The organism is Micromonospora sp. CPCC 205561 (assembly GCF_036906775.1).
In the GTDB taxonomy this organism is placed as follows: domain Bacteria; phylum Actinomycetota; class Actinomycetes; order Mycobacteriales; family Micromonosporaceae; genus Micromonospora.
Genome location: NZ_JBAKHV010000008.1, coordinates 103,233 through 124,802 on the forward strand (window position 1 = coordinate 103,233; position 21,570 = coordinate 124,802).

Below are 21,570 nucleotides of genomic sequence, written 5' to 3' on the forward strand. Positions count from 1 at the left end.
GTCCGCGCGACGGGCCGTACGGTTTAACAAGACGAACGTACGGTTTGGGAGGCGTGATGTGGGACCCGACGGCATACCTGCGCTACGGCGACGAGCGGTCGCGCCCCTTCCACGAGCTGCTCGCCCGGGTCCCGGCCGAGCAGCCGCGCGCGGTGGTCGACCTCGGCTGCGGTCCCGGCAACCTGACCGCCACCCTCGCCGCGCGGTGGCCCGACAGCCGGTTCGCCGGGCTCGACTCCTCGCCGGAGATGATCGCCGAGGCCGCCGGCACCGTCACCGGTGTCTCGTTCGCCGTCGCCGACGTGCGCGACTGGCACCCGGCGCCCGACGTGGACGTGGTGGTGAGCAACGCGGTGCTCCAGTGGGTGCCCGGGCACCGGGAGCTGCTCACCCGCTGGGCCCGGGAGCTGCCCGCCGGGGCGTGGCTGGCCGTGCAGGTGCCGGGCAACTTCGACGCGCCCTCGCACCGGGCGCTGCGCGAGGTCGCCGGCCGGCCCCGGTGGCGGGCCGACGTCGCCCCGCTGCTGCGCCGGCCCCCGGCCGACGACACCGCCGCCGGCTACGCCGAGCTGCTGACCGGTGCCGGCTGCGCGGTGGACGCCTGGGAGACTACGTACGTGCACCTGCTGCCGGCCCGCGCCGACGCCGAGCACCCCGTGCTGAGCTGGCTGGAGGGGACGGCGCTGCGACCGGTCCGCGCCGCCCTGGACGCGGCCGGCTGGGCCGACTTCCGGGCCGAGCTGGGCGTACGCCTCGCCGAGGCGTACCCGGTGCGGCACGCTCGGGTGCACTTCCCGTTCCGCCGCGTCTTCTTCGTCGCCCGCACCCGCCTCAGCGCAGAGGAGAACCCGTGACCGACCTGCGAGCCTTCATCTCCGGACTGCCCAAGGTGGAGCTGCACGTGCACCACGTCGGCTCCGCCTCGCCCCGGATCGTCGCCGAGCTGGCCGCCCGGCACGAGGGGCGCAGCCCGGTGCCCGCCGACCCGGCCGCGCTCGCCGACTACTTCGCCTTCCGCGACTTCGCGCACTTCATCGAGGTCTACCTGAGCGTGGTGGACCTGATCCGCGACCAGGACGACGTCTGGCTGCTCACCCACGAGGTCGCCCGGGAGCTGGCCCGCCAGCAGGTCCGCTACGCGGAGCTGACCGTCACGCCCTACTCGCACGTGCACCGGGGCATTCCGGCGCCGGCGTTCTGCGAGGCGATCGAGGACGCCCGCAAGCGCGCCGAGGCGGATTTCGGCATCGAACTGCGCTGGTGCTTCGACATCCCCGGCGAGGCCGGCCTGGCCGCCGCCGAGGAGACGCTGCGGATCTCGCTGGAGGAGCGCCCGGACGGGCTGGTCAGCTTCGGCCTCGGCGGCCCCGAGGTCGGCGTGCCCCGGCCCCAGTTCAAGCCGTACTTCGACCGGGCCCGGGCGGCGGGGCTGCGCTCCGTGCCGCACGCCGGCGAGACCACCGGCCCGCAGACCGTCTGGGACGCACTGCGTGAGCTCGGCGCGGAGCGCATCGGGCACGGCATCTCCGCCGCGCGCGACCCGGAGCTGCTCGCGTACCTCGCCGAGCACCGGATCGCCCTGGAGGTCTGCCCCACCTCCAACGTGCGCACCCGGGCGGTCGCCACCATCGAGGAGCACCCGCTGCGGCAGCTGGTCGAGGCCGGACTGCTGGTCACCATCAACTCCGACGACCCGCCGATGTTCGGCACCACCCTCGACGACGAGTACGCCGTCGCGGCCCGGTTGCTCGACGCGGGCCCGGCGGGGCTGGCCGCGCTGGCCCGCGACGCGGTGACGGCCTCGTTCCTGCCGCCGGCCGGCAAGGAACGGATCACCGCCGAGATCGACGCGTATCTGGCCGCGGCCACCCGCTGAGCGGGCGGAAGGGGGGTGGCGCGCGGCGGGAGTCAGGTGTGGGGGGACCGGTTCTCCCGCCGCGCGCGCGGCTCCACCGGCCGCTGGGTGCCCCGAGGCGTCGACCGGCGGAACTGGTGGGTTCGGATTCGATCCTGTCAGCGCCGGGCCCCTCCGGCGGCACGGTTAATCCCGATCTAAGGAAGACTTGCGCCGCCCCACAGCCCGGCCCACCAGACCGAAGCGGCTGACCTGTCGGGGCGTCGCCTCCGGGTCGGCCAGCAGCATCACCACGCTCGCCCCGCCGAGCCGGGCCCGGTCGATGCTCACCGAGCCGCTGGCCTGCAACGCGACCCGCCGGGCGATGTCCAGCCCCAGCCCGGTCGAGCCCTGGTCGCTGGCGCCCCGGCGCAGCGCCCGGTCCGGGTTGGCGATGCCGGGGCCGGCGTCGTCGATGCGGATCGCCACGTACCCGTCGCGCCGCGAGACCGCCACCTCGAACGCCGTGCCCTGCGGCGTGTAGCGGAAGACGTTGCCGATCACCGCGTCCAGCGCGGCGGCCAGCTCGGCCCGGGGCACCGGCGCGGGGATGCGCAGCTGGGCGCCGCTGACCCGGTGCGGTCGGTTCTGGTCGCCGGCCAGCGCGGCCCAGAACACCATCCGGTCCCGGACCACCTCGCTGACGTCGCACATCGCCGGCCCGGCCTCGTGCGCCACCGTCTTGCGGGTCGTCTTGATCAGCACGTCGATCTCGCCCTCTAGGGTCACGATCGCCTGGCGGATCCGCCGGATGCCGCGCCGCCGGTCCAGCTCCGCCTCGCTGAACGAGCCCACGCTGGTGTCGTCGGACTCCAGCGCCTCGGCGTCGAGGCGCAGCACGGTCAGCGGGGTGCGCAGCCGGTGCGACAGGTCGGCGACCAGTTCCCGCTCGTCGGTGCGGGCCGCGTCCAGCCGGTCCGCCATCCGGTTGAAGGCGTAGCCGGCCTCGGCCAGCTCGCGCGGGCCGCTCGGGTCGACGCGTACGCCCTGGTCGCCGTCGCCGATCGCGAGCGCCGCCCGGACCAGCCCCCGGGCCGAGTCGACCACGCGGGCGGCGAACCGGTCCACCACCAGCACCGACGCGGCCACCAGGGCGGCGGCCACCCCGAGCAGCAGCAGCCACCGGCTGTTGCCGGCCAGCGCCGAGTCGGGCACGAACACCTCGACCACGGCCGTGGTGTCGCCGAGCACCACCGGGTCCAGCCGGAGCAGCCCGCCCTCGACGTCGACGACCAGGGAGCGCCGCTCGGTGCGCGCCCGCTCCAGGCTCGCGGCGTCGGCCCGCGCCCCCGACTCGTCCAGGCCCAACCCGCGAACCACCGGCCGGGTGGCCGGGTCGTCGCCGCTGGCCGCCACGGCCCGCCGCACCACGGCGGGCTCGGTGCTGACCGCCAGCGCGCCGGTCACCAGCGCGCTGCGCCGGGCGGCGTCCGCGACGGCCTCCTCGCGGGCCCGCTCGCCCAGGCCGGCGGCGAGCGGGACGAGGAACGCCAGCGCGGTGACGGCGCACATGCCGGCCGTGAGCAGGGCCAGCGACCGCCTCAGTCCGGCGCCACCAACCGGAAGCCGACCCCCCGCACGGTGCGCAGGTAGCGGGGCCTCGCCGCGGACTCGCCCATTTTGCGGCGCAGCCAGTAGAGGTGAACGTCGATGGTCTGGTCCTCGCCGACCGATGGCTGCCGCCATACCTCCTCCAGAAGTTCCCGGCGGGACACTACCCGGCCCGGTCGTGCGGCGAGATACGCCAACAGGTCGAATTCCTTGCGGGTCAGCGCCAGCGGCTCGCCGTCGAGGAGGGCACTGCGCTCCCCGACGTCCACCCGCAGCCCGCCGACGCTGTGCACGGCCGGCTGCACCGTCCGGCTGGCCCGGCCGACCCGGCGCAGCACGGTGGTGATCCGGGCGTCGAGGTGCGCGCCGGTGAACGGCTTGACCATGTAGTCGTCGGCGCCGGCGCGCAGCAGCCGCACCACGGACTGCTCGTCGTCGCGGGCGGTGGCGATGATGATCGGCACGTCGGTGATGCCGCGCAGCATCCGCAGCGCGTCCGAGCCGTCCAGGTCGGGCAGCCCGAGGTCGAGCACCACGAGGTCGGGGGTCTCCGCCGCCACCCGGCGCAGCGCGTCCAGGGCGGTGCCGACGGCGTGCACGGCGTGCCCCCGGTCGGCGAGGGATCGCAGCATCGCGCCGCGTACGACGTGATCGTCTTCGACCAGGAGCACGGTGGCCACAGCAAGACCGTACTCGTGGTGGCAAGTTGATCACGTTGCGGTGCCCGCGGTGAACGGGCAAGCTGGTGCGACGATGTCCTTCACGCTCTTTCCCGACACCCGCCTCGCGCTCGCCCGGGACTCGCTCGCCGGGTTGTCGGTGGGCGACGCGCTCGGCTCGCAGTTCTTCGTTCCCGGCCGCCGGCCGGCCGACCTGGCGGGCGGGAGGCTTCCCCCGCCACCGTGGCAGTGGACCGACGACACCGAGATGGCCTGCTCGGTGGTCGCCGCCCTCGCCGACGCCGGCCGGATCGACCGGGACGCCCTCGCCGCGGCGTTCGCCGAACGCTGCGAGCCCTACCGGGGATACGGACCGGGCGCGGTGACCATCCTGCGGCTGATCCGCACCGGGACACCCTGGCCGGTGGCGGCCGCCTCGGCCTTCGACGGCCAGGGCTCCTGCGGCAACGGCGCGGCGATGCGGGTCGGCCCGCTGGGCGCCTGGTTCGCCGACTCCACGGCCCGGGCGGCGGCGCAGGCCCGCGCGTCGGCCGAGGTGACCCACGCGCATCCGGAGGGCGTCGCGGGGGCGGTCGCGGTGGCGGTGGCCGCCTCGCTGGCCGCCCGCGCCCGGCTGGACGGCCACCGCCCCGCCCCGGACCGCCTGCTCGCCGGGGTGAGCGCCGCGCTCGACCCGGCGAGCGAGGTGCACCGGGGCGTACGCCGCGCGGCCGGCCTGCTCGACCGGTCGGTCCCGGAGGCCGCCGAGGTGCTCGGCAACGGCTCCCGGGTCACCGCCCAGGACACCGTCGCCTTCACCTGCTGGGTGGCCGCGGTGCACCTGGACGACTACCCGGCGGCGGTGCGTGCCTGCGTCGAGGCGGGCGGGGACGTCGACACCACCGCCGCGATCGCCGGGGCGGTGGTGGCCGCGCACACCGGGGTCGGCACCCCCGGCGGGGTGCCGACCGACTGGCTGGCCGCCCGCGAGCCCCTGCCGGACTGGCTCGGCTGACCCGCCCACCGCTCAGCGGGCGGCGGCCGGCCCGTCCGGCGACCGCACCCCGGCGTCGGTGCGGGGTGCCGGCTCCTCCCGCAGCACCGACAGGTCGACCGGCTCGCGGCGGCGCCAGCGGCTGACCAGCCAGCCGATCGCCGCGCCCCCGCCGAGACCGGCGAGCAGCCCGGCGGCCAGCATCCCGTCGGGGTTCCCGCCGCCGGCCGCGGGCGCACCGGCCGCCGCGCCCGGTACGCCGCCGACTCCGTGGGCTTCGCCGGGCGGCGCGCCGACCGCCCCGGTCCCCGGGCCGGCGCCGTGGCCGCCGTGACCGGCCGCCGCGCCCGGGGCCACCGGGAGCAGGGTGAGCGTGGGGGCCCGGCGGGCCCCCGTCGGCCCGGCCCAGCGCACGACCTTCCCGTCGGCGTACGTCCGCACCACCTCGAAGGCGACCCGGTCGGCACGCGGCAGCGGCCCCACGGAGAGCGTGAGCCGGGCCGGACCGGCGGCGGTACCGGGCATCCGGATCCAGGTCACCGCGCTGGTCACCCGGTCGACCCGGGAGCCGTGCAGGCCGGTGAGCGGGCGGTCGAGGGCGCGGGAGGTGATCCGGGGCGCCCAGCCGGGCACCGACATCGGGTAGACCTCGGCGATCGGTGCGTCGGCGGGCAGCCGGATCTCGATCCGTGCGGTGCGGGTGCCCGGCACCTCCTCGGGCACCACGAACTCCAGCTTCACCGAACCGCTCTGCGGGGCCCGCGTCGGGTTGGTCGTCACGTCGGCCGCGTACGCCGGGGCGGGCCAGGCCAGCACGCCGGTCGCCACCAGGACGGCCACCGCCCCGGCCCGGCGCCGCCCGCGCGCACAGTGGGTCATCGCCATCTCCGCTCCCATCCGTCTCCGGGCGGCCGGCACCGGTGCCGGCCACACGGGATGGTTCGGACGGGGCGGGAGAAAGGTTCAATCCGGGGCGCCGGCCGGCCCACCGGTCGCCGGGGCGGCGGCGTCGGCGACCGCCCGGGCGGGGGCGACCGATAGCATCGCAGGAGCCGAACGTTCGGCGTCATCCGTGCCGTCTGCTGGAGGAGTCACCGTGTCCGCACCCCGTACCCCCGCCGTGGCCGACCCCGTCGTCGTCGCCGCCGGGACCACGGCGGCCGACGCGGTGGCCGCGGCCGGGCTGCCCGCGTCCGGCCCGAAGGCGATCGTGGTGGTCCGCGACCCGCAGGGCCAACTGCGCGACCTCGACTGGGCCCCGCAGGCCGACACCGAGGTGGAGCCGGTCAGCCTCGACTCGCCGGACGGTCTCGACGTGCTGCGGCACTCCTGCGCGCACGTGCTCGCCCAGGCCGTGCAGGACGTCTTCCCGGAGGCCAGGCTCGGCATCGGCCCGCCCATCGAGAACGGCTTCTACTACGACTTCGCCGTCGACAAGCCGTTCCAGCCGGACGACCTCGCCAAGCTCGAGAAGCGGATGCAGGAGATCGTCAAGTCCGGCCAGCGGTTCCGCCGCCGGCGCTTCGGCGGCCTGGACGAGGCGAAGGCCGAACTGGCCGCCGAGCCGTTCAAGCTGGAGCTGATCGACGTCAAGGGCGAGGGGCTGGACACCTCCGAGGTGATGGAGGTGGGCGGCGGCGAGCTGACCATCTACGACAACCTCGCCGCCAACGAGGACAAGGTCTGCTGGTCGGACCTGTGCCGCGGCCCGCACCTGCCCAACACCCGGCTGATCGGCGCGTTCAAGCTGATGCGCTCGGCCGCCGCGTACTGGCGGGGGTCGGAGAAGAACCCGCAGCTCCAGCGGGTCTACGGCACCGCCTGGCCGACCCGTGACGAGCTGAAGGCGTACCTGAGGCTGCTGGAGGAGGCCGCGCGGCGCGACCACCGCAAGCTCGGCGCGGACCTGGACCTGTTCAGCTTCCCCGACGAGATCGGCTCGGGCCTGGCGGTCTTCCACCCCAAGGGCGGCATCATCCGCCGGGAGCTGGAGAACTACTCGCGCCGCCGGCACGAGGAGGCGGGCTACGAGTTCGTCAACACCCCGCACATCACCAAGGCGCAGCTCTTCGAGACCTCCGGGCACCTCCAGTGGTACGCCGACGGCATGTACCCGCCGATGGAGATGGAGGGGGCGAACTACTACCTCAAGCCGATGAACTGCCCCTTCCACAACCTGATCTTCCGGTCCCGGGGGCGCTCCTACCGCGAGCTGCCGCTGCGGCTGTTCGAGTTCGGCTCGGTCTACCGGTTCGAGAAGTCCGGCGTGGTGCACGGCCTGACCCGGGTACGCGGCATGACCCAGGACGACGCGCACATCTACTGCACGCAGGAGCAGATGGCCGGCGAACTCAAGTCGCTGCTGTCGTTCGTGCTGGACCTGCTGCGCGACTACGGCCTGGACGACTTCTACCTGGAGCTGTCCACCCGCAACCCCGAGAAGTCGGTCGGCACCGACGAGAACTGGGAGCGGGCCACCGAGGCCCTGCGCTCCGCCGCCGAGGAGTCCGGGCTGGACCTGGTGCCCGACCCGGGAGGCGCGGCCTTCTACGGCCCGAAGATCTCGGTGCAGGCCAAGGACGCCATCGGCCGGACCTGGCAGATGTCCACCATCCAGGTCGACTTCAACCTGCCGGAGCGCTTCGGGCTGGAGTTCCAGGCGGCCGACGGCACCCGGCAGCGGCCGGTGATGATCCACCGGGCCCTCTTCGGCTCGATCGAGCGCTTCTTCGGGGTGCTCACCGAGCACTACGCGGGCGCGTTCCCGGCCTGGCTGGCACCGGTGCAGGTGGTCGGCATCCCGATCCGCGACGACCACACCGACTACCTGCACGGCTTCGTCGCCGCGCTGCGCGCCGAGGGCGTCCGCGCCCAGGTCGACGCGGGCGACGACCGGATGCAGAAGAAGATCCGCACCGCCCAGCAGCAGAAGGTCCCGTTCATGGTGATCGCCGGCGACGACGACGTGGCCGCGGGCACGGTCTCGTTCCGCTACCGCGACGGCTCGCAGCGCAACGGGGTGCCGGTCGCCGACGCCGTGGCCCACGTGCTCGACGTGGTCGGCTCCCGGACCAACGTCGGGCCGTCCGCCGCCTGACCCGCCACGGACCGAAGGCCCCCCGCGGTGCGGGGGGCCTTCGTCGACAGGTCGTCGGGTGTCAGATGCCGCAGCTCGGCGCGGACCAGCCGCCGACCGCCGCCACGTGGGTGTGGTCGTTGTGGCCGGGGTAACCGGGGCCGAGGATCTGCCGGAAGCCGTGGTAGCGGGACTGCTGGGCGAGGCGGCACAGCGAGTGCGGCCCGGCCCCCATGTCCACGCCGTCGCCGTACAGGTGGCGGCTGTTCGAGGCGCCGCCGACCGCGCTGTTGCAGGCGTAGCTGCGGAAGCCGCTGGTGATCCGGATCGACTGGTCACCGAGGGCGTGCCGCAGCGCCTGGAGCTTCCACATGGAGACCAGCGCGTTGAACCGGGCGGTGCTCGCGGCGACCGCGCCGCCACCCCAGGTCGAGTTGCAGTTGTTCAGCTCGGCGTAGCTGAAGTTGACGGGGGTGCAGTCGTCGTCCTGCAGGGCGTAGAGCCGGTTGAAGGTGTTCGGACCGGCGACGCCGTCCGCGGCCAGGCCGTACGCCTGCTGGAAGCGGATCACCGCGGCGCGGGTCCCCGGGCCGAACACGCCGTCGATGCCGAGCACCGCGTTGTAGCCGGGGTAGCCGGAGAGCCGGATCTGCAGCTGCCGGACGTCCTCCCCGGACGCGCCGGAGGCCAGCGTCCGGCCCCAGGTGTAGCAGCCGTCGGCGTGTGCGGCGCTGCCCGTCGCGACGACTCCCACGAGGGCGGTGGTCGCGGCGAGCGTGCAGGCGGCGAGTGCCCGGCCGAGCCGGCGGAGTGCGGTTCCCACGGGTGACTCCCATCGACGATGGATGATGTGAATGGATGGAATCTTCATTCATGTTCATCACTTCGTCAAGAACTTTCACCCCCTATCCGTCCCCTGAAGGCCGGGGCCCTCACCGCGCCGTCGGGGGTGGGGTGCCGGCCGTCGTACGGCGTCAGGGCCGGGCCCGCCGGGGAACGTAGGATCGGTGGCGTGACAGGGGTGGAACGGCACATGGACAGCGGCATGGCCGACGGCCTGGAGCGGCTCTGGACTCCGCACCGGATGACCTACATCTCGGGGGAGGACCGGCCCGAGGGCGGCTACGAGCGGCCCGCCGGCTGCCCGTTCTGCCGGGCACCGGGGCTGCCGCCGGAGGAGAGCCTGGTGGTGGCCCGGGGCGAGCACGTCTTCGCGGTGCTCAACCTCTACCCCTACAACCCCGGGCACCTGCTGGTCTGTCCCTACCGGCACGTCGCCGACTACACCGAGCTGGACCTGGCCGAGACCAGCGAGCTGGCGGCGTTCACGCAGACCGCCATGCGGGTGGTGCGCAAGGTGAGCAGCGCGCACGGCTTCAACCTGGGCATGAACCAGGGCGGCGTGGCCGGCGCGGGCATCGCCGCCCACCTGCACCAGCACGTGGTGCCCCGCTGGGGCGGGGACGCCAACTTCATGCCCGTCATCGGGCGGACGAAGGTCCTGCCGCAGCTGCTCACCGACACCCGAGACCTGTTCACCCGGGCCTGGCCGACCTGACCGTGCCGTCGGCGAACTTTCCGCCCCGGGCCGGGGCGGGAGGTGGCACGATCTGGCGATGGCAGTGACCACACGGACGTTGGGCCGCAGCGGCATCGAGGTCAGCGCCCTCGGCATGGGGTGCTGGGCGATCGGTGGCCCCTGGGCCGAGGGCGCCCGGCCGCTCGGCTGGGGCCCGGTCGACGACGACGAGTCGGTACGCGCGATCCGGCGCGCGCTCGACCTCGGGGTGACGCTCTTCGACACGGCCGACACGTACGGGGCCGGGCACGGCGAACGGGTGCTCGGCCGAGCCCTCGCCGGGCGGCGCGACGAGGCCGTGATCGCCACCAAGTGGGGCTACACGTTCGACGAGGCCACCCGCCAGGCCACCGGCGAGGACGCCTCCCCGGCGTACCTGCGGCGGGCCGTGCGGGAGTCGCTGCGGCGGCTGGGCACCGACCGGATCGACCTCTACCAGCTGCATCTCGCCGACCTGTCGGTGCCCCGGGCGGAGGCGCTCGTCGGCACCCTGGAGGAACTGGTCGCCGACGGGCTGGTCCGGGCGTACGGCTGGAGCACCGACCGTCCCGACCGGGCCGGCGCGTTCGGTCGGGGCGCGCCGCACGCGACCGCCGTGCAGCACACCCTGTCGGTGCTGCGCGACGCGCCGGAACTGCTCGCGGTCTGCGACAAGTACGACCTGGCCAGCGTCAACCGGGGACCGCTGGGGATGGGGCTGCTCTCCGGCAAGTACACCACCGGCTCGACCCTGCCCCGCGACGACGTGCGGGGCGCCGCCCCGGGTTGGCTGGAGTGGTTCCGTGGCGGCCGGCCCGCGCCGGAGTGGCTGCGCCGGGTCGCCGCCGTGCGGACGGCCCTGACCGCCGACGGGCGCACCCTGACCCAGGGCGCGCTCGGCTGGCTCTGGGCGCGCAGCGACCGCACGGTCCCGATCCCCGGCTGCCGCACCGTCGCGCAGGTGGAGGAGAACGCCGGCGCCCTGGCCCGGGGCCCGCTGCCGGCGGACCAGTTCGCCGAGGTGGAGCGCCAGCTGGCCGCGCTGCGCTCGGCCGCGCTACGCGACGCCGACCGCCCCCACTGGCCGAGCCCGATGCTCCCCACCGCCCGCCCCTGAGCCCGCCGGGCACCCACCGACGGGTCGCGGGCGGGGCCGCCGCGGCGTGCCGGTCAGGGGTGGCGGTGCTCCTTGCGGATCTGCTCGGCCAGGTGGGCGGGCATCGGGTCGTAGCGGACGAAGTGGCGGCGGAACGTGCCGGTGCCCGAGGTCATCGAGCGCAACTCGACCGCGTACCGCAGCAGCTCCGTGGCTGGCACCTCGGCGCGGAGCACGGTGCGCCCCTCCGCCCCGGGGTCGGCCTCGGTGCCGAGCACCCGGCCGCGCCGGCCGGACAGGTCGCCCAGCACCGCCCCCACCGAGGAGTCGGGCACCCGGACCACCACCTCGTCGACCGGCTCCAGCAGCGCCGGCTCGCCCTTCCCGGCGGCGTCGCGCAGGGCCAGCGCGCCGGCGGTCTGGAAGGCGGCGTCGGAGGAGTCGACGCTGTGCGCCTTGCCGTCGAAGAGGGTCACCCGCAGGTCCACCACCGGATGGCCGGCGACCAGGCCGCGCTCCATCTGGGCGCGGACCCCCCGCTCGACCGAGGGGACGTAGTTGTGCGGCACCGCCCCGCCGACCACCCGGTCGACGAACTCGAAGCCGGCGCCGGGCGGCAGCGGCTCGACCTCGATGTCGCACACGGCGTACTGGCCGTGGCCGCCGGACTGCTTGACGTGCCGGCCGTGCCCCCTGGCCGGGACGGTCAGCGTCTCGCGCAGCGCGACCCGTACCGGCTCGGTGTCCAGCTCCACGCCGCCGGCGCGCAACCGCTCCAGCACCACGTCGGCGTGCGCCTCGCCCATGCACCAGAGCACCAGCTGGCGGGTGTCCGGGTTGCGCTCCAGCCGCATGGTGGGGTCGCCGGCGACCAGGCGACCCAGGTTTCGCGCGAGGGCGTCCTCGTCGGCGCGGCTGCGGGCCACGACGGCCACCGGCAGCAGCGGCTCGGGCATCTCCCAGGGGGCGATCAGCAGCGGGTCGTCCTTGGCGGAGACGGTGTCGCCGGTCTCCGCGCTGCCGGACTTGGTGAGCGCGCAGATGTCGCCCGCCACGCAGGCGCCCACCTCGCGCAGGCTCGCGCCCAGCGGCGTGTAGAGGTGGCCCACCCGTTCGTCGGCGTCGTGGTCGGGGTGGCCCCGTTCGGCCAGCCCGTGCCCGGAGACGTGCACGGTCTGCTCGGGGCGCAGCGTGCCGGAGAAGACCCGCACCAGGGAGACCCGCCCGACGTGCCGGTCGACGGTCGTCTTGACCACCTCGGCGACCAGCGGACCGGCCGGGTCGCAGGTCAGCGGCGGCCGGGGGGAGCCGTCCACCCCGGCGACGGCCGGCAGCTCGTGCTCCAGGGGGGACGGGAAGCCCGCGGTGAGCACCTCCAGCAGCGCGTCCAGCCCCACACCCGTCGCGGCGCAGACCGGCACCACCGGATAGAAGTGGCCGCGGGCGACCGCCTTCTCCAGGTCGTCGACGAGGACGTCGGTGCCGATCTCCTCGCCGTCGAGGTAGCGGTCCATCAGGGACTCGTCCTCGCTCTCCGCGATGATCCCCTCGATCAGCTCGTCGCGGGACTCGACGATGGCGGGCAGGTGCTGCGGGTCCGGCTCGCGCACCTCTGCCGGCAGGCCGGCGGTGTAGTCGAAGACCCGGCGGGTGATCAGCCCGAGCAGCCCGACGGTGGAGACCCCGTCGTCGCCGAGCATCGGCAGGTAGAGCGGGAGCACGTTGTCGCCGAAGACGCGCTGGCAGAGCGCCACCGCCTCGTCGAAGTCGGCGCGCGGGTGGTCCAGCCGGGCCACGGCGACGGCCCGGGGCATGTCGACCGCCGCGCACTCCTCCCAGAGGGCGACGGTGGCGGCGTCCATCCCGTCGACGGCGGAGACCACGAACAGCGCCGCGTCGGCGGCCCGCAGCCCCGCCCGCAGCTCGCCCACGAAGTCGGCGTAGCCGGGGGCGTCGAGCAGGTTGACCTTCACGCCGTCGTGCAGCAGCGGCGCGCAGGCCAGGCTCACCGAGCGTTGCTGGCGTACGGCCGCGGGGTCGTGGTCGCAGACGGTGGTGCCGTCGGCGACGGTCCCGGCCCGGCCGATCGTGCCGCTCGCCGCGAGCAGAGCCTCGACGAGGGTCGTCTTGCCCGCACCCGAGTGCCCCACGAGCACCACGTTGCGGATCCTGCCGGGCTCGGTGACCACCGGCGCGCCGCCGGCGGCCCCCTTGTCCTGACTCCTCTGCGCCATGGGGCGCACCTCCCTCGGCCGTGGTGGGTGGCGACCGCCGCGCGCGACGGGAAGCGGCCCGGGCGGGTTCCGCGGCGACATCCTCCGGTGCGGTGCGGGGTTCCGGGTAATCAACGGGCGGACGGGTGAGCTGGCTCACGTCCCTGGCTCCGATCTCACACCCGATCCGGGGCCGGCACAAGACTTCGCCCCGCGGGTCGCCTGACCGGCCGTACCGCCGGTGCCTCCGGGACCGTTATCGTGGGACCGCCATGGCGAAGATCTTCCAAGTGTCGGCCCGCGCGGGGATGACCCGTGTCGTCGAGCCGGTCGCACGCCGCCTGCTCCGAGCGGGCGTAACTCCCAACGCGGTCACCGTGGCGGGCACCCTCGGGGTGCTCGTCGGCGCTCTCGGCTTCGGTGCCCGCGGTCATCTGGTCGCCGGGGCCCTGATCGTGACCTTCTTCGCGCTCACCGACCTGCTCGACGGGACGATGGCCCGGATGAGCGGCGGCTCCACGAAGTTCGGGGCGTTCCTCGATTCGAGCATGGACCGGGTCGCCGACAGCGCGGTCTTCGGCGCGGTGGCGTACTGGCTGGCGACCCAGCACCAGTACTCCGGCGTCGCCGCCGCGCTGCTCTGCCTGGCCGCCGGAGGGCTGGTCTCCTACGTCAAGGCCCGGGCCGAGGGGCTCGGCATGACCTGCAACGTGGGCATCGCCGAGCGCACCGAGCGGCTGCTCATCGTCGGGGTCGGCGGGCTGCTCACCGGCGTCGGCGTCGACGCCGCGCTGGAGGTCGCGCTCTGGCTGCTCGCCGCGGTGTCGATCTTCACCGTCGGCCAGCGGATGGCCCACGTGTACCGCCAGGCCCAGCGGCTGCACACCCCGGGCGGGCAGGGGTGAGCGCGACGAGCGCCGCCCGGCCGCGGCCGGGCGGCCGGCGCCGGTGAACCTCACCGAGCTCGGCTACGTCGCCGGGTGGCGTGTGATCCGCGCGCTGCCCCGACCCGTCGCCGCGGCGGCGTTCCGGGCCGGCGCCGACCGCGCCCACCGTCGCGGCGGTGGCGGTACGACCCGGCTGCGCGCGAACCTGCGCCGGGTGGTCGGCCCCGACGTGCCGGAGGCCGAGCTGGACGAGTTGGTCCGGCGCGGCCTGCGCTCGTACGCCCGGTACTGGCTGGAGGCGTTCCGGCTGCCCGCGCTCAGCCGCGCGGAGATCCTGGCCGGTTTCCGCCTCGACGGCGAGGAGCTGCTCGCCGCCGACGTGGCGGCCGGGCGGGGCGCGGTGGTGGCGCTGCCGCACGCCGGCAACTGGGACGCGGCCGGCGCCTGGGTCGCGGCGACCGGCTGGCCGATCACCACCGTCGCGGAGCGGCTCAAGCCCGAGGGCGTCTACCAGCGTTTCCTCGCCTTCCGCCGGAGCCTGGGCATGGAGATCCTGCCCACCCACGGCGGCGAGCGGCCCGTGTTCGACGTGCTGGTCGACCGGGTCCGGGCCGGCACGGTGGTGCCCCTGCTGGCCGACCGGGACCTCTCCGCCCGGGGGGTGGAGGTCGACTTCTTCGGCGGCCGCACCCGGATGCCCCCGGGCCCGGCCCTGCTCGCGCTGCGCACGGGAGCGCCCCTCTACGTCGCCTCGATGTGGTACGAGCCGGGCGCGGCGCGCGCCTCGATCGAGGGACCGCTGCCGCTGCCCGGCCCGGATACGGGCCCGCTGGACCGGCGGGTCCGGTCGCTGACCCAGCGGATCGCCGACGGTCTGGCGGCGGGCATCGCCCGGCATCCGGAAGACTGGCACATGTTGCAGCGGATGTGGCTGGACCAGCACGGCACGGGTGGCGACGCGCCCCTGCCCTCCCCGGCCGCCGGACAGCCGTGAGGAAGCGGGCCCTGGTGAACGCGAGGAGTGCGGCGGAGCGGAACCCCGCGGCCACGAGCGGGAGGCGTTGAGGCGTGCGCATCGGCATCGTGTGCCCGTACTCCTTCGACGTGCCCGGCGGGGTGCAGAACCACGTCATGGATCTCGCCGAGGCGCTGATGGGGCTGGGCCACGAGGTGAGCGTGCTCGCCCCGGCCGACGAGGACTCCCCGCTGCCGGCGTACGTGGTGTCGGCGGGGCGGGCCGTGGCGCTGCCGTACAACGGCTCGGTGGCCCGGATCGCCTTCGGCCCGGTCTCCACCGCGCGGGTGCGCCGCTGGATCATCCGGGGCGAGTTCGACGTGCTGCACGTGCACGAGCCGCTGACCCTGAGCCTGTCGCTGCTGGCGGTGCTCTCCGCCCGCGGCCCGGTGGTGGCCACCTTCCACACCGCGATGACCCGGTCGCGGGCGCTGGCCGCCGCGCAGGGCGTGCTCCAGATCGTGCTGGAGCGGATCACCGCCCGGATCGCGGTCAGCGCGCTGGCCCGCAAGGTGCAGGTCGAGCACATGGACGGCGGCGCGGTGGAGATCCCGAACGGGGTGGCGGTCGCGAAGTTCAGCGACGCGCGGCCGTTGCCGGGCTGGCCGGGGGAGTGCGCACCGGGCCGGGACGGCGCGATCGGCTTCCTGGGCAGGTTCACCGAGGCCCGCAAGGGCCTCCCGATCCTGCGCGACGCCTTCGTGGAGCTGGCCCGGCAGCGTCCCGGGCTGCGGCTGCTGGTGGCCGGTCCCGGCGAGTCGGACGACCTCTTCGGGCGCTTCCCGCCGGAGCTGCGCGAGCGGGTGACCTTCCTCGGGCTGGTCTCCGAGGAGGACAAGGCGCGGATGCTGCGCAGCGTGCACCTCTACGTGGCGCCGAACACCGGCGGGGAGTCCTTCGGCATGATCCTGACCGAGGCGCTCGCGGCGGGCACCACCGTCGTCGCCAGCGACCTCGACGCCTTCCGCCGGGTGCTCGACGGGGGGCGGGCGGGGCGGCTCTTCCCGACCGGGGACGCGGGCGCGCTGCGCGCCGCCCTGACGGAGCTGCTCGACGATCCCGGGGCCCGGGCCGCGCTGACCGCCTGCGGCGACCAGGTGGTGTCGACGTTCGACTGGCCCGTGGTCGCCCGGCGGGTGCTGGAGGTGTACGCCGCGGCGATCGAGGCCACCGACGGGCGGGTCATGGACACCGAATGGGTGGGGCTGGACTGACCATGTCGGGCAACTGGTGGGTGCTGGCCGCGGTCGTGGTCGTCGGCCTGGTCGCGGCGTACCTGATCTGGACCGCCGGCCGTGTCGACCGGCTGCACGCCCGGGCGGAGCTGGCGGCCCGCGCGCTGGAGGCCCACCTGCTGCGCCGCGCGGCGTCGGCCGCCGTGCTGGCCGAGCGGCGCTACGGCGTCGAGCTGTACGCGGCGGCGCGGATCGCGCTGGACGCCCTGCCGGAGGAGCGGGAGGCCGCCGAGAACGACCTCACCCGCCAGCTGCGGGCGGTGCGGCTGGACCCGGCGGATCCCGACTGCGAGACGGTGATCGCCGCCAGCCGCCGGCTCGCCCTGGCCCGCCAGGTGCACACCGACCTGGTCCGCGACGCCCGGGCGGCGCGCAGCCGCCCGTTGGTGCGGTTGCTGCGGATGGGGCGACGACGCCCCTGGCCGCGCTACTTCGACATCGACGACCCCACGCTGGCAGTGCCGGCCGACGTCCCCGCCGGCTGACCGCGCGGTTCCGGCCCGGCCACCGGCGAGGGGGCGGCGACGGGCCGGCCGGTCGGGGCGGTAGGGGCGGTGACGACTGCCACAGGGCAGGCCACCGTGGGTCTGATTGGCTGTCGGATCGGCGTGGGGGCCGTCGTAGCATTTCCGCAGCCCACCCCCCAGAGCACGTTCGAGGAGCGATGACCCGTGCCCGAAACCAGTGCCCAGAACGCCGGCGCCACCCCCGTCACCGGCACCGCGCGCGTCAAGCGCGGCATGGCCGAGATGCTCAAGGGCGGTGTGATCATGGACGTGGTCAACGCCGAGCAGGCCAAGATCGCTGAGGACGCCGGCGCTGTCGCGGTGATGGCGCTCGAGCGGGTGCCCGCCGACATCCGGGCCCAGGGCGGGGTGTCCCGGATGAGTGATCCCGACATGATCGACGGCATCATCAACGCCGTCTCCGTCCCGGTGATGGCCAAGGCCCGCATCGGGCACTTCGTGGAGGCCCGGATCCTCCAGTCGCTCGGCGTGGACTACGTCGACGAGTCCGAGGTGCTGACCCCGGCCGACTACGCCAACCACATCGACAAGTGGGCGTTCACCGTCCCCTTCGTCTGCGGGGCGACGAACCTCGGCGAGGCCCTGCGCCGGATCACCGAGGGCGCGGCCATGATCCGCTCCAAGGGCGAGGCCGGCACCGGTGACGTCTCCAACGCCACCACCCACATGCGCCGGATCCGCCAGGAGATCCGCCGGCTGGGTTCGCTGCCGGAGGACGAGCTGTACGTCGCGGCCAAGGAACTCCAGGCGCCGTACGAGCTGGTCAAGGAGGTCGCCGAGAGCGGCAAACTGCCGGTGGTGCTCTTCACCGCCGGCGGGATAGCCACCCCGGCCGACGCCGCCATGATGATGCAGCTCGGCGCCGAGGGCGTCTTCGTCGGCTCGGGCATCTTCAAGTCCGGCAACCCGGCCCAGCGGGCCGCCGCGATCGTCAAGGCCACCACCTTCCACGACGACCCGGACGTGCTGGCCAAGGTCTCCCGGGGCCTGGGCGAGGCGATGGTCGGCATCAACGTCGACGAGATCCCGCAGCCGCACCGCCTGGCCGAGCGCGGCTGGTGAGCTGAGATGAGCGACGCGCCCGTGATCGGTGTGCTCGCCCTTCAGGGCGACGTCCGCGAGCACGTCGCGGCCCTCGGCGCGGCCGGCGCCCAGGCCCGCCCGGTGCGCCGTGCGGTGGAGCTGGACGCCGTGGACGGGCTGGTCATCCCCGGCGGCGAGTCCACCACGATCAGCAAGCTCGCCGACATCTTCGAGCTGCGGGAGCCGATCGACAAGCGCATCGCCGGTGGGATGCCGGTCTACGGCTCCTGCGCCGGCATGATCATGCTGGCCACCGACGTCCTCGACGGCCGCCCCGACCAGCGCGGCTTCGCCGGCATCGAGATGACCGTGCGGCGCAACGCCTTCGGCCGGCAGGTCGACTCGTTCGAGGCGTCGGTGGGGATCACCGGCGTCGACGGCGGCCCCTTCCACGCGGTCTTCATCCGGGCGCCGTGGGTCGAGCGGGTCGGCGACGGCGTCGAGGTCCTCGGCACGGTGACCGGGGGCCCGGCGGCCGGACGGGTCGTGGCGGTGCGGCAGGGCAACCTGCTGGCCACCTCGTTCCACCCCGAGCTGACCGGCGACGCGCGGGTGCACGCGTACTTCGTGGAGATGGTGCGCGCCGCCCGCTGAACGTTCCCGCGTACCGGCGACGGGGTTCCTCCGACCGGAGGGCCCCGTCGCGCGGCCTGCGCCGCCACCGTCGCGGGGCCGGTGCGGGGCGGCGCTCCACGTCCGGGTTCGCCATGGCGGGCTCGTACGACCTCGGGGCCCGACCCGGCCCGCCGCCCGGTTCCGGTCGGGGCGGGGCGGGGGGCGGCGCGCGGTGCGTGACAGCCACCGGTCGGGCGTCGGTAGGATTGCGGAGATTCGGCGGGGCCAGCTGCCCGTCACGGCTTTCCCGCAGGGCTGCCCGGCACCACCGCGTGCGCCGGCGGGAGCGGGGCGTGCGCGGTCGGCCGATGCAGACGGCGGGTAGCAACGGAGGTAGCAGATGTCCGGCCACTCAAAGTGGGCGACGACCAAGCACAAGAAGGCCGTCATCGACGCCAAGCGCGGCAAGATGTTCGCCAAGCTGATCAAGAACGTCGAGGTCGCCGCGCGGACCGGCGGTGGCGACCCGGCCGGCAACCCGACGCTCTACGACGCCATCCAGAAGGCGAAGAAGAACTCGGTCCCCAACGACAACATCGACCGCGCCGTCAAGCGCGGCTCCGGCCTGGAGGCCGGCGGCGCCGACTGGCAGACCATCATGTACGAGGGCTACGGCCCGAGCGGCGTGGCGATGCTGATCGAGTGCCTCACCGACAACCGCAACCGCGCGGCGACCGAGGTGCGCACGGCGCTGACCCGCAACGGCGGCTCGCTGGCCGACGCGGGCTCGGTGTCGTACATGTTCTCCCGCAAGGGCGTGGTGATCGTGCCGAAGGCCGGGACGACCGAGGACGACGTGATGATGGCGGTCCTCGACGCCGGCGCCGAGGAGGTCAACGACCTGGGCGAGGCGTTCGAGGTGGTCTCCGAGCCGACCGACCTCATCGCGGTCCGCACCGCTTTGCAGGACGCCGGCATCGAGTACGAGTCGGCCGAGTCGTCGCTGATCCCCAGCGTCAACGTCCCCCTCGACGAGGAGGGCGCCCGCAAGATCTTCAAGCTGATCGACGTCCTGGAGGACTGCGACGACGTGCAGAACGTCTACGCGAACTTCGACGTCAGCGACGAGATCATGGCGGCGGTCGGCTGATCCGGGCGACCCGGCCCGGGGTCGACCGCGACCGTGTGCGGTCGTTCCGGGGCGGGTCGACGCTCGGTAGTCTGTGGCGGTGGACCGTCCTGACCGGGTGCGACCGGACGGCGCCCGGGCGGGCGGGGAGCGCCGGTTCGCGCCGGGCGACGTGGTCGTACGGCGCGAGATCCTGCACGGCGAGGTGTGGTTCGGCTGCCCGACGGTCTGCGTGGAGGACTCGCCCGACCTGCTCGTGCTCTACCTGCCCCCGGGCACGCGGTTCGGCTTCCCCGAGACCGGCCGGTTCCCGTGCGGGCGGCACCCGTGGCAGGTCGCCGGGCACCGGGCGTGGACCGGGCACGGCAAGCTGATGCTGCACCGACCGGGTGAGGCGCACTCGGTGGACGTCTTCTGGACCGGCCCCGGGCGGGCCTTCGCCGGGTGGTACTTCAACCTCCAGGAGCCGTTGCGGCGTACGGCGATCGGCGTGGACACCCTCGACCACGAGCTGGACCTCTGGTGGGCGGCGGGGGCCGAGCGCTACGTCTGGAAGGACGAGGCGTTGTTCGCCCAGCGCCTGGTGGAGGGGCGCTACCCCGGGACGGGCCCCGCGATCCGGGCCGGGGGCGAGCGGATCGCCGCCCTGCTCGACGTCGGCGAGCGCTGGTGGGACGAGGCGTGGTCGGCCTGGCGCCCGGACCCGGCCTGGCCGGTGCCGGTCCTGCCGGCCGGCTGGGAGTCCCTGCCGCCGGCCGGCTGATCCCGCCGCGGCGGGGGGTCAGCCGGGTTCTCGCCCCGGACATCCGCCGTTCTCCATCCTCCGATAACCTCTTCCGCTGTTTGATCACCGAACAACGGAGAGACATGCGAAGGTCCCTCGCCGCCGTGGCCGCCGCCGTGGCGCTGCCCCTCGTGGCCGCCGTCGGGTCGGCCGGCGCCTCCGCCGACCCCGCCCGGACACCGGCGCGGGGCGTGGCCGTCGGTTCCTCCCGGCCCGCGGTGGCGCCGCCGTCGATGCCGGCGACGGTCTACGGCGGGGCCTGGGCCTCCGGCCACGTGCAGGGCGTGGCGGTCGACTGGGTCCGTGGCTTCGTCTACTGGTCCTTCACCCGGATGCTGGTCAGGACCGACCTGACCGGCCGCGTCGTGGGCACGGTGACGGGACTGACCGGCCACCTCGGCGACCTGGACCTCAACCCCGACGACGGCCGCGTCTACGGCTCGCTGGAGTACAAGGCGCAGCGGGCCTTCTACATCGCCATCTTCGACGTCGCACGGATCACCCGGGTCGGCATGAACGCCGAGACCGACGGCGTGATGACCACCGTCCACCTCCAGGAGGTCGTCGACGACTTCACCGCGGACCTCGACGGCGACGGCGTCTTCGACGGCGACACCGGGCGGACCGCCGACCACCGGTACGGCACCAGCGGCATCGACGGGGTCGCCTTCGGCCCGAGGCTCGGCACCGCCGGCGGACGGAACGTGCTGATGGTCGCCTACGGCGTCTACCCGAACACCGAGCGCACCGACAACGACCACCAGGTGCTGCTCGCCTACGACGTGCGGCGGTGGAGTCTGTACGCCCGCCCGCTGCGGCAGGACGCGCCGCACCGCGAGGGCCCGGCGCGCCCGGCCGACAAGGTCTTCGTGCGCACCGGCAACACCAGCTTCGGGGTGCAGAACCTGGAGTACGACCGGTCCACCCGCACCTGGCTGATGGCCGCCTACCGCGGCACCAAGCCCGAGTTCCCGAACTGGACGCTCTTCGCCGTCGACGGCACGGTGGCGCCGCGGCCGGGCGTCCTGACGGGACAGCCCGGCCAGCCGACCGGGCGGATGGTCCCGCTGGCCGCGGCCGGGCTGACCGACCCGGAGACCGGGATCAGCGGCTGGGAGGGGCCCGGCAGCGTCGGCCTGGAGTCGCTCGGCGACGGTCGCTTCTACGTGGTGACCAGCGGGACCAGCACCGTGGACGGGGCGTCGCGGCAGACCGGCACCGCCGCGCTGCACCGCTGGACGGGGGGAACGCCCGACCCGTTCACCCCCGTCGCGGCGACCGACGACCGGCGCGGGCGGCTCGTCCGCCGGTAGC

20 protein-coding genes are annotated in these 21,570 nt (G+C 74.7%); 15 read left to right on the forward strand and 5 right to left on the reverse strand.

The features are described from left to right. Window positions 1-56: 56 nt before the first annotated feature. Together V6V16_RS07695 and V6V16_RS07700 are read left to right on the forward strand one after the other, a co-directional pair. Window positions 57-854, forward strand: coding sequence for a trans-aconitate 2-methyltransferase (locus tag V6V16_RS07695; protein ID WP_334560890.1), 798 nt, complete (start codon window positions 57-59; stop codon window positions 852-854). Then, a complete protein-coding gene (locus V6V16_RS07700; RefSeq protein ID WP_334560892.1) occupies window positions 851-1,876 on the forward strand; it encodes an adenosine deaminase in 1,026 nt (341 codons plus the stop codon). The genes V6V16_RS07695 and V6V16_RS07700 overlap by 4 nt, the downstream gene beginning before the upstream one ends. Before the next feature lie 165 nt (window positions 1,877-2,041). On the opposite strand, the gene V6V16_RS07705 is transcribed toward V6V16_RS07700, so the two are convergent. Then, complete coding sequence (locus V6V16_RS07705) at window positions 2,042-3,406, reverse strand: HAMP domain-containing sensor histidine kinase (RefSeq protein ID WP_334560894.1); 1,365 nt, start codon at window positions 3,404-3,406, stop codon at window positions 2,042-2,044. Window positions 3,407-3,435: 29 nt separating this feature from the next. Further along, window positions 3,436-4,125: a response regulator transcription factor gene (locus tag V6V16_RS07710; RefSeq protein ID WP_334560897.1), complete on the reverse strand. Its 690-nt coding sequence runs from the start codon at window positions 4,123-4,125 to the stop codon at window positions 3,436-3,438. Window positions 4,126-4,198: 73 nt separating this feature from the next. Here V6V16_RS07710 and V6V16_RS07715 point away from each other — a divergent pair, with 73 nt between their 5' ends. Then, entirely contained in the window at window positions 4,199-5,119 is a 921-nt protein-coding gene (locus V6V16_RS07715; RefSeq protein ID WP_334560899.1) for an ADP-ribosylglycohydrolase family protein, read from the forward strand. Between the two features lie 12 nt (window positions 5,120-5,131). Here the strand turns inward: V6V16_RS07715 and V6V16_RS07720 are convergent, their stop codons facing one another. Beyond that, window positions 5,132-5,983 carry a DUF1775 domain-containing protein gene (locus V6V16_RS07720; protein ID WP_334560901.1) on the reverse strand — a complete coding sequence of 284 codons (852 nt, stop codon included), beginning with the start codon at window positions 5,981-5,983 and terminating at the stop codon, window positions 5,132-5,134. A gap of 211 nt (window positions 5,984-6,194) precedes the next feature. Here V6V16_RS07720 and thrS point away from each other — a divergent pair, with 211 nt between their 5' ends. Continuing rightward, window positions 6,195-8,195 carry a threonine--tRNA ligase gene (thrS, locus tag V6V16_RS07725; protein ID WP_334560903.1) on the forward strand — a complete coding sequence of 667 codons (2,001 nt, stop codon included), beginning with the start codon at window positions 6,195-6,197 and terminating at the stop codon, window positions 8,193-8,195. A gap of 61 nt (window positions 8,196-8,256) precedes the next feature. On the opposite strand, the gene V6V16_RS07730 is transcribed toward thrS, so the two are convergent. Further along, a complete protein-coding gene (locus V6V16_RS07730) occupies window positions 8,257-8,997 on the reverse strand; it encodes a D-Ala-D-Ala carboxypeptidase family metallohydrolase (protein ID WP_334560905.1) in 741 nt (246 codons plus the stop codon). A 222-nt stretch (window positions 8,998-9,219) separates the two neighbouring features. Between V6V16_RS07730 and V6V16_RS07735 the strand changes: the two genes are divergently transcribed. Continuing rightward, complete coding sequence (locus tag V6V16_RS07735; protein WP_334560947.1) at window positions 9,220-9,732, forward strand: HIT family protein; 513 nt, start codon at window positions 9,220-9,222, stop codon at window positions 9,730-9,732. A gap of 58 nt (window positions 9,733-9,790) precedes the next feature. Continuing rightward, window positions 9,791-10,849 (forward strand): aldo/keto reductase, encoded by a 1,059-nt coding sequence (locus V6V16_RS07740; RefSeq protein WP_334560907.1) that lies wholly within the window; start codon window positions 9,791-9,793, stop codon window positions 10,847-10,849. 53 nt (window positions 10,850-10,902) lie between these two features. On the opposite strand, the gene V6V16_RS07745 is transcribed toward V6V16_RS07740, so the two are convergent. Further along, window positions 10,903-13,062, reverse strand: a complete 2,160-nt coding sequence (locus V6V16_RS07745) for an elongation factor G-like protein EF-G2 (RefSeq protein WP_334560909.1) — start codon at window positions 13,060-13,062, stop codon at window positions 10,903-10,905. A gap of 251 nt (window positions 13,063-13,313) precedes the next feature. Here V6V16_RS07745 and pgsA point away from each other — a divergent pair, with 251 nt between their 5' ends. The 9 genes from pgsA (at window position 13,314) to V6V16_RS07790 (ending at window position 21,569) form a co-directional block, all read left to right on the forward strand. Beyond that, entirely contained in the window at window positions 13,314-13,946 is a 633-nt protein-coding gene (pgsA, locus tag V6V16_RS07750) for a phosphatidylinositol phosphate synthase (protein ID WP_334560911.1), read from the forward strand. Window positions 13,947-13,989: 43 nt separating this feature from the next. Next, a complete protein-coding gene (locus tag V6V16_RS07755; RefSeq protein ID WP_334560913.1) occupies window positions 13,990-14,922 on the forward strand; it encodes a phosphatidylinositol mannoside acyltransferase in 933 nt (310 codons plus the stop codon). Window positions 14,923-14,996: 74 nt separating this feature from the next. After that, on the forward strand, window positions 14,997-16,157 hold the full coding sequence (locus V6V16_RS07760; protein ID WP_334560915.1) for a glycosyltransferase family 4 protein: 1,161 nt from the start codon (window positions 14,997-14,999) through the stop codon (window positions 16,155-16,157). 2 nt (window positions 16,158-16,159) lie between these two features. Beyond that, entirely contained in the window at window positions 16,160-16,663 is a 504-nt protein-coding gene (locus V6V16_RS07765; protein ID WP_334560948.1) for a hypothetical protein, read from the forward strand. A 186-nt stretch (window positions 16,664-16,849) separates the two neighbouring features. Further along, window positions 16,850-17,767, forward strand: coding sequence for a pyridoxal 5'-phosphate synthase lyase subunit PdxS (gene pdxS / locus V6V16_RS07770; RefSeq protein ID WP_334560917.1), 918 nt, complete (start codon window positions 16,850-16,852; stop codon window positions 17,765-17,767). 6 nt (window positions 17,768-17,773) lie between these two features. After that, on the forward strand, window positions 17,774-18,382 hold the full coding sequence (gene pdxT, locus V6V16_RS07775) for a pyridoxal 5'-phosphate synthase glutaminase subunit PdxT (protein ID WP_334560919.1): 609 nt from the start codon (window positions 17,774-17,776) through the stop codon (window positions 18,380-18,382). 361 nt (window positions 18,383-18,743) lie between these two features. Continuing rightward, the gene (locus V6V16_RS07780) at window positions 18,744-19,493 is read left to right on the forward strand and encodes a YebC/PmpR family DNA-binding transcriptional regulator (protein ID WP_334560920.1); all 750 of its coding nucleotides are present in this window, start codon (window positions 18,744-18,746) and stop codon (window positions 19,491-19,493) included. 79 nt (window positions 19,494-19,572) lie between these two features. Continuing rightward, complete coding sequence (locus V6V16_RS07785) at window positions 19,573-20,235, forward strand: DUF402 domain-containing protein (RefSeq protein ID WP_334560921.1); 663 nt, start codon at window positions 19,573-19,575, stop codon at window positions 20,233-20,235. A gap of 104 nt (window positions 20,236-20,339) precedes the next feature. After that, window positions 20,340-21,569 carry a hypothetical protein gene (locus V6V16_RS07790; protein WP_334560923.1) on the forward strand — a complete coding sequence of 410 codons (1,230 nt, stop codon included), beginning with the start codon at window positions 20,340-20,342 and terminating at the stop codon, window positions 21,567-21,569. Window position 21,570 lies beyond the last annotated feature (1 nt).

What these genes read in the sequence shown, in the direction of transcription:
- V6V16_RS07695 (WP_334560890.1), top strand. Translation starts at nt 57, where the DNA reads ATGTGGGACCCGACGGCATACCTGCGCTACGGCGACGAGCGGTCGCGC.
- V6V16_RS07705 (WP_334560894.1), bottom strand. Translation starts at nt 3,406, where the DNA reads ATGTGCGCCGTCACCGCGCTGGCGTTCCTCGTCCCGCTCGCCGCCGGC.
- V6V16_RS07715 (WP_334560899.1), top strand. Translation starts at nt 4,199, where the DNA reads ATGTCCTTCACGCTCTTTCCCGACACCCGCCTCGCGCTCGCCCGGGAC.
- V6V16_RS07720 (WP_334560901.1), bottom strand. Translation starts at nt 5,983, where the DNA reads ATGGCGATGACCCACTGTGCGCGCGGGCGGCGCCGGGCCGGGGCGGTG.
- V6V16_RS07735 (WP_334560947.1), top strand. Translation starts at nt 9,220, where the DNA reads ATGGCCGACGGCCTGGAGCGGCTCTGGACTCCGCACCGGATGACCTAC.
- V6V16_RS07740 (WP_334560907.1), top strand. Translation starts at nt 9,791, where the DNA reads ATGGCAGTGACCACACGGACGTTGGGCCGCAGCGGCATCGAGGTCAGC.
- V6V16_RS07745 (WP_334560909.1), bottom strand. Translation starts at nt 13,062, where the DNA reads ATGGCGCAGAGGAGTCAGGACAAGGGGGCCGCCGGCGGCGCGCCGGTG.
- pgsA (WP_334560911.1), top strand. Translation starts at nt 13,314, where the DNA reads ATGGCGAAGATCTTCCAAGTGTCGGCCCGCGCGGGGATGACCCGTGTC.
- V6V16_RS07765 (WP_334560948.1), top strand. Translation starts at nt 16,160, where the DNA reads ATGTCGGGCAACTGGTGGGTGCTGGCCGCGGTCGTGGTCGTCGGCCTG.
- pdxT (WP_334560919.1), top strand. Translation starts at nt 17,774, where the DNA reads ATGAGCGACGCGCCCGTGATCGGTGTGCTCGCCCTTCAGGGCGACGTC.
- V6V16_RS07780 (WP_334560920.1), top strand. Translation starts at nt 18,744, where the DNA reads ATGTCCGGCCACTCAAAGTGGGCGACGACCAAGCACAAGAAGGCCGTC.
- V6V16_RS07790 (WP_334560923.1), top strand. Translation starts at nt 20,340, where the DNA reads ATGCGAAGGTCCCTCGCCGCCGTGGCCGCCGCCGTGGCGCTGCCCCTC.